Source organism: Flavobacterium cyanobacteriorum, from assembly GCF_002251835.1.
Lineage (GTDB): Bacteria > Bacteroidota > Bacteroidia > Flavobacteriales > Flavobacteriaceae > Flavobacterium > Flavobacterium cyanobacteriorum.
The window spans coordinates 1-10,824 of record NZ_NOXV01000290.1; the positions used below are offsets into that span (position 1 = coordinate 1).

9 protein-coding genes, 1 tRNA gene and 1 pseudogene are annotated in these 10,824 nt (G+C 43.6%); 5 read left to right on the plus strand and 6 right to left on the minus strand.

Features of this window, described 5'->3' with window-relative positions; translation table 11 throughout:
• Nucleotides 1–14 precede the first annotated feature (14 nt).
• The gene (locus CHU92_RS11390; protein WP_094415666.1) at nucleotides 15–536 is read right to left on the minus strand and encodes a hypothetical protein; all 522 of its coding nucleotides are present in this window, start codon (nucleotides 534–536) and stop codon (nucleotides 15–17) included.
• Nucleotides 537–678: 142 nt separating this feature from the next.
• On the opposite strand from CHU92_RS11390, the gene CHU92_RS11395 reads away from it, so the two are divergent.
• Both CHU92_RS11395 and CHU92_RS11400 read left to right on the plus strand, forming a co-directional pair.
• Nucleotides 679–1,287 (plus strand): hypothetical protein, encoded by a 609-nt coding sequence (locus CHU92_RS11395; RefSeq protein WP_094415668.1) that lies wholly within the window; start codon nucleotides 679–681, stop codon nucleotides 1,285–1,287.
• A 90-nt stretch (nucleotides 1,288–1,377) separates the two neighbouring features.
• A pseudogene (locus tag CHU92_RS11400) lies at nucleotides 1,378–1,765 on the plus strand (single-stranded-DNA-specific exonuclease RecJ); the annotation flags it as partial.
• Nucleotides 1,766–1,896: 131 nt separating this feature from the next.
• Here CHU92_RS11400 and dusB read toward each other — a convergent pair.
• The 3 genes from dusB to dinB all read right to left on the minus strand — a co-directional run bounded on the left by dusB (nucleotide 1,897) and on the right by dinB (nucleotide 5,732).
• Entirely contained in the window at nucleotides 1,897–2,889 is a 993-nt protein-coding gene (gene dusB / locus CHU92_RS11405; protein ID WP_094415670.1) for a tRNA dihydrouridine synthase DusB, read from the minus strand.
• Nucleotides 2,890–3,018: 129 nt separating this feature from the next.
• Nucleotides 3,019–3,615, minus strand: a complete 597-nt coding sequence (locus tag CHU92_RS11410) for a hypothetical protein (RefSeq protein ID WP_129583074.1) — start codon at nucleotides 3,613–3,615, stop codon at nucleotides 3,019–3,021.
• Between the two features lie 1,022 nt (nucleotides 3,616–4,637).
• On the minus strand, nucleotides 4,638–5,732 hold the full coding sequence (gene dinB / locus CHU92_RS11420) for a DNA polymerase IV (RefSeq protein WP_094415676.1): 1,095 nt from the start codon (nucleotides 5,730–5,732) through the stop codon (nucleotides 4,638–4,640).
• Nucleotides 5,733–5,775: 43 nt separating this feature from the next.
• Here dinB and CHU92_RS11425 point away from each other — a divergent pair, with 43 nt between their 5' ends.
• Nucleotides 5,776–6,435, plus strand: coding sequence for an NAD(P)H-binding protein (locus CHU92_RS11425; RefSeq protein ID WP_094415678.1), 660 nt, complete (start codon nucleotides 5,776–5,778; stop codon nucleotides 6,433–6,435).
• 56 nt (nucleotides 6,436–6,491) lie between these two features.
• Here the strand turns inward: CHU92_RS11425 and CHU92_RS11430 are convergent, their stop codons facing one another.
• Complete coding sequence (locus tag CHU92_RS11430; protein ID WP_094415680.1) at nucleotides 6,492–8,627, minus strand: glycoside hydrolase family 97 protein; 2,136 nt, start codon at nucleotides 8,625–8,627, stop codon at nucleotides 6,492–6,494.
• A 278-nt stretch (nucleotides 8,628–8,905) separates the two neighbouring features.
• Nucleotides 8,906–8,985, minus strand: a tRNA-Leu gene (locus tag CHU92_RS11435).
• Between the two features lie 146 nt (nucleotides 8,986–9,131).
• On the opposite strand from CHU92_RS11435, the gene CHU92_RS11440 reads away from it, so the two are divergent.
• The gene (locus CHU92_RS11440; protein ID WP_094415682.1) at nucleotides 9,132–10,073 is read left to right on the plus strand and encodes a ribose-phosphate pyrophosphokinase; all 942 of its coding nucleotides are present in this window, start codon (nucleotides 9,132–9,134) and stop codon (nucleotides 10,071–10,073) included.
• Between the two features lie 32 nt (nucleotides 10,074–10,105).
• Nucleotides 10,106–10,717, plus strand: coding sequence for a 50S ribosomal protein L25/general stress protein Ctc (locus CHU92_RS11445; protein WP_094415684.1), 612 nt, complete (start codon nucleotides 10,106–10,108; stop codon nucleotides 10,715–10,717).
• Nucleotides 10,718–10,824 lie beyond the last annotated feature (107 nt).

The following is a 10,824-nucleotide window of genomic DNA, read 5'->3' on the forward strand; positions in this document are numbered from 1 at the left end:
CAACCCTTTTTTATTTAACAAATAAGTTTAAACCACTTCAATTTAAAATGTTCTATAAAGGTAAATGCACCACTGATTTTTAAATGTGTTTTTTCATTTAACGCATAGTATGTGAAATTTTTATAAATCCCACCCTTAATTAAAATTGGGTATTTAGCGTTACAATTGTTGATGGAGAAATTGTCTACTACTTTAGCATTATAGATAGTTATACCCTCAATAAATTCACAGTTAATAAACATTAAGCTTCTCATTGAGCCTTCCTTGATTGTAAAATCACCTTGAAAGGTACAGTTTTTAAACCATAGCATTTCTTTAAATTCTGCGCCATCAATGTCCACTTTATTAAACAGACACCTATCAATTACCACATTCTTCTCATATAATTCACCATATTCAAACTTTGTATCGTAAATCTCATAATTTTCAAAAGTTTTGAAAAGGCCATAATCTATGGTATATTTTTTAGCGGAATCATTATCGGGATTATTTATTAACTCTTTAAAGCCTTGTTCATCTATAACAGAATTTTTCATTGATGCCCATTTTAATATACTAAATTAAGCTATTTTTGCTCTAAATGTGATAATTGCGCTGAACCCACAAACCTTTACCTGCCCCTATAAAGTAAAATACCTTGCCGGGCCGTTTATGTTAATGCTGGTTTAAACTCTGAATATGAAGCCTAACATTGTATGTACAATATTAATTGCAGCCACTTTATTTTCAGGCTGCCAAGAAGATAAAAATGTTAAACAATCAGTTAAGGCTACTGATATTATTTTAGAACCTGCTGTAATTGTAAAAGATACATTAGGCATAGCTAAAGATACATTTACAGGTGGCGATTATCAATTTGCTGAGTCCGTAGAACAATTCAGGGACAGGTTTAATACTTATATGGCCAAATCGGGATGGGATTCACGCCTGAAGCCAGGTACGGTTACAAAAGGTAAATATTCTATTTGCACTATGCCAGTTACAGAAAGTATAAGCATCGAGGCGAAATTGAATAAAGAAGGTGCGGTGATTAAAATTGTATTGGTTGGTATTCACGACTACATAACTTATAATACTCCTCAGTTGATGCAGGTAATGAAGGGTATGATTGCATCAGGGCCTGTACATAGATACATAACTATAGATGATATAGATGTTATACTGTTCCAGATCGGGATAATGTCTGATGAAAAAATCTTTCCAAAAGGTATATGGAGGCAAGATGGGGTACAATATGAAGTACATGTAGAAAAAGGCAGATTACTTTTTGGTATAAATTGTTATTAGTTACATAGCAGTAATAATAGTGTTATTGTAATAAAGGAAGAATCTTCACCAACAACTATTTGCGTTATATTTGCGCGACTAATCATTATCATGCGCCGGACCCTCAAACCTCAACCCGAACCCTCATAAAGTAAAACACCTTGCCGAAGCCCTCAGTGTAGATGAGGTTACCGCTTCGCTACTGGTGCAGCGGGGTGTGGAAACGTTTGAGCAGGCCAAGCAGTTCTTCCGCCCGTTGCTGAGCGACCTGCACGACCCGTACCTGATGAAGGATATGGACAAGGCAGTGCAGCGCATAGAGCAGGCTATTGCCAATAATGAAAATATCTTAGTTTTCGGTGATTATGATGTAGACGGTACCACATCGTTAGCGTTGGTGTCATCGTAGCTGCACTCGTATTATAACCATGTAGATACCTATATACCCGATCGCTACACTGAAGCCTATGGCGTTTCAACAGCCGGTATTGATTATGCCGGTGTTTTGACGTTGATAGATTAAAGAGTACAATCTTTATCAGCATTATCTTTTCAGGAGGGAAGATGGAAAAAGGGTTGAGGTGTGATTTAAAATAATATTAACTAAAAACCGCCTGAGGGCGGTTTTTTTTATGCTATTTTATATCCGGCGAATTTTTCGAGCACTTCGTCCATCACGGAATATACATCTGCTGCGGCATCATGGGTTACCATACGCTGCCTGTACTCCTTAAAATTCGGGATGCCTTTAAAATAATTGGCATAATGGCGGCGGGTCTCAAATACGCCTACCCTCTCACCTTTCCATTCGACAGCCCATTTCAGGTGGTTGCGTGCGGCCTCTACGCGGTCTTCAACCGTTGGTGCCGGCAGGCACGTACCTGTTTTAAAGTAATGCTTTATTTCATTAAAAATCCACGGATAGCCAATAGCGGCCCTGCCTACCATGATGCCATCGATACCATACCTGTTTTTATAGTCAAGGGCTTTTTCTGGCGTATCAATGTCGCCGTTGCCAAATATCGGGATGTTGATGCGTGGGTTGTTTTTTACCCTGGCAATGTGGCTCCAGTCGGCTTCGCCCTTGTACATCTGTGCGCGTGTGCGCCCGTGTATAGTCAGCGCCTTTATGCCCACATCCTGCAGCCTTTCGGCTACCTCATCAATATTTATGGAAGTTTCGTCCCAGCCAAGGCGTGTTTTTACCGTAACGGGAAGCGAAGTACTGTTCACCACGGCTTTAGTAAGGCGTACCATGAGGCCGACATCTTTAAGGACACCTGCTCCGGCGCCTTTGCAGACCACTTTTTTTACCGGGCACCCGAAGTTGATGTCCACCAGGTCGGGGTTTACTGTTTCCACGATACGTGCCGACATGGCCATGGCCTCTTCATCACCGCCAAAAATCTGTATGCCTACCGGGCGTTCATAATCAAAGATATCCAGTTTCTGCCTGCTTTTTATGGCATCTCGAATGAGTCCTTCGGAGGAAATGAATTCACTAAACATCAAATCGGCCCCATGGGTTTTGCACAGCCTTCGGAACGGCGGGTCACTGACGTCTTCCATCGGGGCGAGCAAAAGCGGGAATTCCGGTAATTGTATATTGCCTATCCTGACCATCTTCAAGATTTTCGGCAAAAGTACGAATAATATACCAACATGCCCCGGCCCAACTAATATCACGGCGATGATTTGCGGATAAGGCTGTGTGAGCCTTAACCGATTTTTGTAAACGGCTGGCAGCAGTGGTTATTTTGTCGCTAAATTTTTCACTGTTTTCCCTAATGTATCAAGAACTAAGAGTTGTACATCGTCATTCCGGCCTACAACAAACACGACGCGTTCTCTTCCTTTTGTATCGGTCATAGCAAAGATGGCATTTTTGTCACGGTTTTGGATCACGATTCTCGGGGTACCGCCCGTGCCCCTTTTTCTGAATTCTTCCTCCGTGTTCCGGTCACTGATTGCTATACCCATAGCGTATGTTGTATCCGTTTCATTTTTAAAAATGGAAAACGCGTCTGTGTTATTATAATCAACGGTAAACATGGCAGTTTCCATGCCCTCCTGATTGTTCACTATTAACCCTCCTGTTTCATTTCCTTTATTATCAAAATAAACCATCCCCCTTGGCTTAAATATCCTGGGGAGCACTTTCCCATTGATAACGCCATCCGGTACGCTGTCAGCCAGAATAAGGACCGGCTTTCCTGAATTGCGGTCTATAATCGTGAGCTTGTTTAATGTCAACTCGCTTTTTGGTTCTATGGCAAAAAACACTTTGCAGGACAATACTATAAGTAAAATTCCTGACAATACTAAGTAAATTTTAATTCCTGTTTTCATGCTATATTTTATTATTCATATTAATTTATGACCGCAACTGAAGGCCGGTTTAAGCGCTGTTAACGGACAGGGTGTGCTGTACATGAAGCAGCGCTAACTTCTTATTTACATCTACAAAATCCCGAAAAAGCAGTACAGTTAACAATACTTTTGTGTTGTTTATAATTTACAAACTATTAAATGCGTAATTATTTCCGGGGTGTAATTGTAGCAAATGTATAAATTTATATTAATGAAGTTTATCTATACAAAAACCGCCACACCATTTGCTGCCGCAATCCGCGTGAGGGATTGCAGCGGAAAGCCCGCAATGGAGCGCAGCGGAATNGAAAAAGTAGAAGGAAATCAAATTGTTACTCCAAAAATGGCGTTATCTGATTCTAATGGCTTTGTGTGGATTGGCACAGAAATGGGTCTATATTATTACAATGGAAGCCAACTTCAAAAAGCCCAGTGTTTAGGCCATCATGAAGTAAATAATAACAGGATTACCAATATGTATTATAATGCCGCCAAAGAAGAAATTTATTTTTATTGTTTTCCTTCCAATAAGTGGTTTAAAATAAAAAACTCGGTTATATTACCTTTCCCAGACTATAAAGTTGATCATTTATGTATTGGCTCTGAGAACCAAAATTTATTTAGCTTTCAGTCTCATAAACTTAGGAGTTGCTTATTGAGTTTTCCTACAACACCAGATAACCTGGAAATCGCCAAATATGAGAAAATTTTTAAGGCAGCTCATTTTTATGAAGATAAAAATTCCTACTGGGTGCATCGTTACCATATGCTAATGCAGATTGTTTAGTACACGACAAAAAATATAATTGATTAAAAATCAATAAAATAAGTTCTTAAAAATTTGTATAAAAAGCTGACATTCAGTATATTAAAGGATTATTTATCAGGTAATGCCTTTAAAAAAGAATATCAGCTCAGTACACGAAGATACGCNTATTACCCTTCTGCGTGCTCCTGGCACCGCCTTAAATGTTCCTGAAACAAAATTTTTGAGGCGTAGGTTAAAAGTCAAACTTCAGCTGCACTGCCACCTGCTTTTTAACTTTATTTTCGGCATCCGTGTTCAGGTTGGCCAGTGATATGCCCAGCAGCCTAACGGAGTTTTTTAGTTTTTCCTGGTACAGTAATTCTGTAACGGCTTCCATAATCAGGGCTTTGTCAGAGATAAAGTAAGGCAGTGTTTTGCTACGGGTCTGCAGGGTGAAATCGCTGTACTTTATTTTTAGGGTAACGGTTTTGCCGGCAGCCTTCTTTTTTTTCAGCCTTCGTTCCAGTTCGGAGGCTATGTCGTGCAGTTTTTCCTCCATAAAGACTTCTGAAACGAGGTTTTCAAAAAATGTGTGTTCTGCCCCTACTGATTTTGCAATGCGCCCGGGCTTTACCTCGCTTGTGTGTATGCCCCTCACCACGTTGTAGTAAAAAGTGCCTGATTTGCCAAAATGCTCTGTAAGGTACTCCCGGGTCTTTTCTTTTAGTTCGCGCCCTGTAAATATGCCCAGCTGGTACATCCGCTCCTCCGTAACACGGCCCACGCCATAAAATTTACCTATAGGCAGATTTTCCAGGAAGGCAGTAACCTCATCGGGGTTTACGGTTTTTTGCCCGTTTGGCTTGTTGTAGTCGCTGGCTACCTTGGCAATAAATTTATTGATGGAAATGCCTGCCGAAGCCGTAAGCCCGGTTTCTTCAAATATGCGCTGCCTTATTTCAGAAGCGAGCATGGTAGCGCTTGGGTTACCTTTTTTGTTACGTGTCACATCGAGGTAGGCCTCATCAAGGGAAAGCGGCTCTACCAGGTCGGTATACTCATAGAATATATTGCGGATTTTTTTTGATATTTCGGTGTACCGCTCAAACCTGGGCCTGACAAAAATAAGGTGAGGGCATTTCTTTTTTGCCAGGAAGCCGCTCATGGCGCTGCGTACGCCAAATTTCCTTGCCTCATAACTGGCGGCCGCTACAACGCCCCGTTTTTCGCCTCCGCCTACAGCCAGTGCCCTGCCCCGTAGTTCGGGGTTGTCCAGCTGCTCTACCGAAGCATAAAAGGCGTCCATATCTACATGGATAATTTTTCGTATGGGAAAAGGCATGTCCATGATGTAAAATTACTTTATATTTATATAAATTAAATAGCATACTATGGGAAAGAGTGCAATTGTGCTGGGCGCTACAGGCGTAACGGGGAAGCTGCTGCTGGAACTGCTTCTTAAAGACAATCGTTATCATGAAATTAAAATAATTACCCGGCGGGCCACGGGTATTACACACCCAAAGGTATTTGAATATGTGGCCGACATGTTGCAGTTACAGGATAGTGCAGGTGTGTTTTCTGCTGATGACATTTTCTGCTGCATAGGCACAACCAAGGCCAAAACACCGGATAAAGGCATATACTATAAAACCGACCACGGCATTCCTGTTACCGCGGCAAAACTGGCCAGGCAAAACGGCTGCAGGTCTTTTATTGTCATTTCGGCACTGGGAGCAGATATTGCCAGCAACCTGTTTTATAACCGTACCAAAGGCGAAATGGAGCGCGATGTGCTGGAACAGGGCATTGCTAAAACCCATATACTACGGCCTTCACTCATTGAAGCCGACCGGAATGAAGCACGACCCGCGGAGCGGTTAGGAATCCTCTTAATGCGCATAATAAACCCATTGCTCGTTGGCAGGGTGGCAAGGTATAAAAGCATAAAAGCCGGGGCTATAGCTAAAGCAATGCTATGGCTGGCCAATAATGATTATGAGTCGGCAATAGTACCTTCAGAAGACATAAAAAAACTGGCGTTATTGTAAATCTTAATTCTCCAATTATGCCACAATATCTGCTAAAGGTTTTTATTATCCGGTAACTACAGCTTCGGCAGCCCTTTTGCAGCTTCTTTGCCTGCCTCAACAATGCTGATGGCATAGCCCCCGCCGGCAGCTACAAACTGTGACAGTTTTGATTTGCTGGTTACTGCTACTTTCCTGATGGTATAGGCCTGCGGATTTGTTTTGTAATGCGCACCGGCGGCATCGGCATAAATGGTGGCAATGTAAGTTTTGCCTTTGTCGAGGAAATCAAACGTTATGTTTGAAGTGCGGGGCTCATACCCACCTACGCTGCCTACAAACCAGCTGCTCCTGCCTTTTGCCCTGCGTGCTGCCGTAACATACTGCCCCGGCTCGGCCTCGAGGTATTTGCTGTCGTCCCAGTCAACGGCCACATCTTTTATAAACTGGAAAGCATCTAAGAACCTGTTGTAATTTTCAGGGGTATCGGCAGCCATTTGTAGCGGGCTGTAAAGAGTAACATATAGTGCCAGCTGGTTAGCCAGGGTGCTGTTTACGTGTGATGTATTGGAAGGGTTGAGCTTGCTGAGGTCCATCTCAAAAATGCCCGGGGTATAATCCATGGGGCCGCCTAAAAGCCTTGTGAACGGCAACACCGCTACGTGGTTTGGCTTTGACCCACCGAATGACTGGTACTCAGTGCCGCGGGCTGATTCGTTACCGATGAGGTTAGGGTAGGTGCGTGCTATGCCTGTAGGGCGCACGGCTTCGTGTGCATTAAGCATTATCTTATATTCAGCGGCTTTTTCAAGGGCATACTGGTAGTGGTTGACCATCCACTGGCTGTAATGGTTCTCACCACGCGGAAGTATATCGCCCACATAACCGCTTTTTACGGCATCATACCCGTTATCTTTCATGAATTTATAGGCTTTGTCCATGTGGCGCTCATAGTTGCGTACGGATGATGACGTTTCGTGGTGCATGATCATTTTTACGCCTTTTGACCTGGCATATTCCCGTATGCCTTCCACATCAAAATCGGGGTATGGGGTTACAAAGTCAAAAACATAATCCTTATGGTGGCCAAACCAGTCTTCCCATCCTACGTTCCATCCTTCTACCAGTACCCCGTCAAAACCGTGCAGGGCCGCAAAATCTATATATTTTTTTACATTGGCTGTGTTAGCGCCATGCTTCCCGTTGGGTTTTGCCGTGGCGTAGTCGGTTATGCCAAGCTGCACCGATGGAAACTCATCCGTATAAGACCATGTTGTTTTACCGGTAATCATTTCCCACCAAACGCCTACATATTTTACGGGCTTTATCCATGAGGTATCTTTTATTTTAGAAGGCTCATTAAGGTTGTATATCATTTTGGAGGCAAGTATATCGCGGGCATCATCACTTACAATTACCGTGCGCCACGGCGATGTGCAGGGGGCCTGCATATAGCCTTTATCTCCTTTGACATCGGGTGTAAGCCATGATTCAAAAACCATATTCCTGTCATCCAGGTTAAGGTGCATACAGGCGTAATTGATAAGTGCCGCTTCATGGATATTAATGTAAAGCCCGTCGGCAGATTTCATCATCAGTGAAGTCTGTATGCCGGTAGGGGAAAATGAGGTTTGGGATACATTGGCAGTTATGGCTTTAGGCATAAGCCCTCGTATTTCGGATAGTTTAGAGGTGGTGTAGTCATATTCCTGGGTATCGTAGTCACCCGGTATCCAGTAGGCCGTGTGGTCGCCTGCCATGGCAAATTGCGTGCGTTCTTCCTTAATAACAAAATAGGCCAGGTTTTTCTGTTGCGGAAACTCATACCGGAAGCCCAGGCCGTCATCAAACAGCCTGAACCGGAGTACCAGCAGCCTTTCGGGCTCTTTCTGGCTGAGGCTTACCTCCATTTCGTTATAATGGTTCCTTATGGTTTTCACCTCGCCCCAAACCGGGTTCCATGTTTCATCAAAAGAAGTGTTCTTCACGCCGGATACCGTAAACCCGTCCAGCAGCGATGTTTTGTCGCCCTTTAGCTCAAGCCCGAGGCCAGAGGGCTTAACTACGACTTTGCCTTTGTAGGTAAGGCTGTAAAGGGGTTTGCCGCCGGTGCCGAGCGAAAAGGTAAGGGTAAAATTGCCATCAGGCGATTTAAGCTGCTGGGCCTGCAAAAAGCTTGACAGGAGCAAGAGTACTATAAAAGGGTATTTCATCACAAAGAGGTACGAATTAGTTACGCCACGAGTGGCTTTAAAAATTAAAACTATTTAAAATACTGCTAATAACAAAGTTTTCAGCGCGCGAAGGTGACCGAAATCGTTTGCGTGTTAAAAACTTGGTGTCCGCATAAGTCAGCAGTGAGGGTATATAAACTGCCTGGAGAGTAAATAAAGCGTTTTTTAGTTTTATCCTAATTTACGGGTAAACTTATTTTGAAGAAATACGAGATTATTTCTAAACATAAAAAGGCCTCTTGCGGAAGCCTTTTTAGTACCTGGAGTGGGAATCGAACCCACACACCGTAGTACACGAGTTTGAGTCGTGCGCGTCTACCAATTCCGCCATCCAGGCCGGTTATTGTGGCTGCAAATTTAAAAAATAATATTTAAATTGAGGAAAAATACCTTTTAAATTGCTTTCAGGGTTCATTTTATTTCCTAAATTTGCACCTCGTTTACACAACACAACACTAACTAACTACAAAACAACAATTTAAAATGCCTCACGCAGAACCGGAAGCAAAGATATTTGCCTGTTCCCAAAGTGTGTACCTGGCTGAAAAAATAGCCGAGAGCTATGGTGTGCCACTGGGTAAAATTACGTTCTCTAAATATAGTGATGGTGAGTTCCAGCCTTCTTTTGAAGAATCCATACGGGGATTGAGGGTGTTTTTGGTATGCTCCACGTTCCCAAGTTCGGATAACCTTATGGAGCTGCTCCTGATGATTGATGCCGCCAAGAGGGCTTCGGCCAGGCACATTACTGCCGTTATCCCTTATTTCGGATGGGCACGCCAGGACAGGAAAGATAAGCCGAGGGTACCCATAGGGGCCAAGCTTGTAGCCAAGCTGCTTGAAGCCGCAGGCGCCACAAGGATTATGACTATGGACCTGCACGCCGACCAGATACAGGGATTTTTTGAAAAGCCGGTGGACCACCTGTTTGCCTCTACCATATTTGTGCCTTACATAAAGTCACTCAACCTGGAGAGCCTTACCATAGCCTCACCGGATATGGGCGGATCGAAAAGGGCCTATGCCTACAGCAAGTTCCTGGGCAGCGATGTGGTAATATGCTACAAGCAGCGCAAAGAGGCCAACAAGATTGAAACCATGGAACTGATAGGCGATGTGACAGGAAAGAACATTGTGCTTGTTGATGACATGATAGACACAGGAGGGACACTGGCAAAAGCGGCCGACCTCATGATCGAAAAAGGCGCGCTAAGCGTAAGGGCAATTTGTACGCACGCCATTTTATCGGGCGACGCGTATGACAAGATTGAAAAATCAAAACTGTCTGAACTGATTGTGACCGACAGTATACCGCTGAAAAAAGAAGCCTCAAAAATCAAGGTGGTTTCGTGTGCGGGGCTGTTTGCCGAGGTAATGCACATGGTGCAGAACAACAACTCGATAAGCGGTAAATTTTTACAGTAACTTATTTATTAATTTTTTATATTTTATTTCAAATGAAATCAATTACGATCAAAGGATCTGAAAGAGAAAGCGTGGGCAAAGCGGCAACGCGTGCGGCACGTAATGCTGGAAGGGTTCCTTGCGTGTTATACGGAGGAGATCAGCCAGTACATTTTACCGCAGAAGAAAAGGCTTTTAAAAACCTGGTTTACACTCCAAACGTACACACGGTAGTAATTGACCTGGAAGGCGGCAAGCAGTTCAACGCCGTGCTGCAGGACATACAGTTCCACCCGGTAACGGACAACATCCTGCACATTGACTTTTACCAGCTGCACCAGGACAAAGAAATCACTATGGACGTGCCTGTAAAAATCACTGGGACCTCGCCAGGCGTGCTGGGTGGTGGCGTACTCCGCCTTAACCAGCGTAAACTAAAGGTGCGTGCGCTTCCTGCCAACCTGCCTGACTTTGTGGAGGCCAACATTTCTGAACTTGAAATGGGTAACAAACTATATGTGACCAAACTTGAAACCAACAATTTCAAAATCCTTAATCCTGAAAATACTGTAGTAGCCCAGGTACGTATCTCGCGTGCGGCTATGAAAGCGGCCCAGGAAGCGGCAAAAGCAGCAAAAGCTCCCGCAAAAGGAAAGAAAAAATAATCCACAATTTCCGTTATACAACAAAAGCGTTCCTTTCCGGGAGCGCTTTTTTTATGGCGCTTTGGGCGTGTCCCTGCGGGCCGGGCTTTCCGCTGCAAGTCCTCATT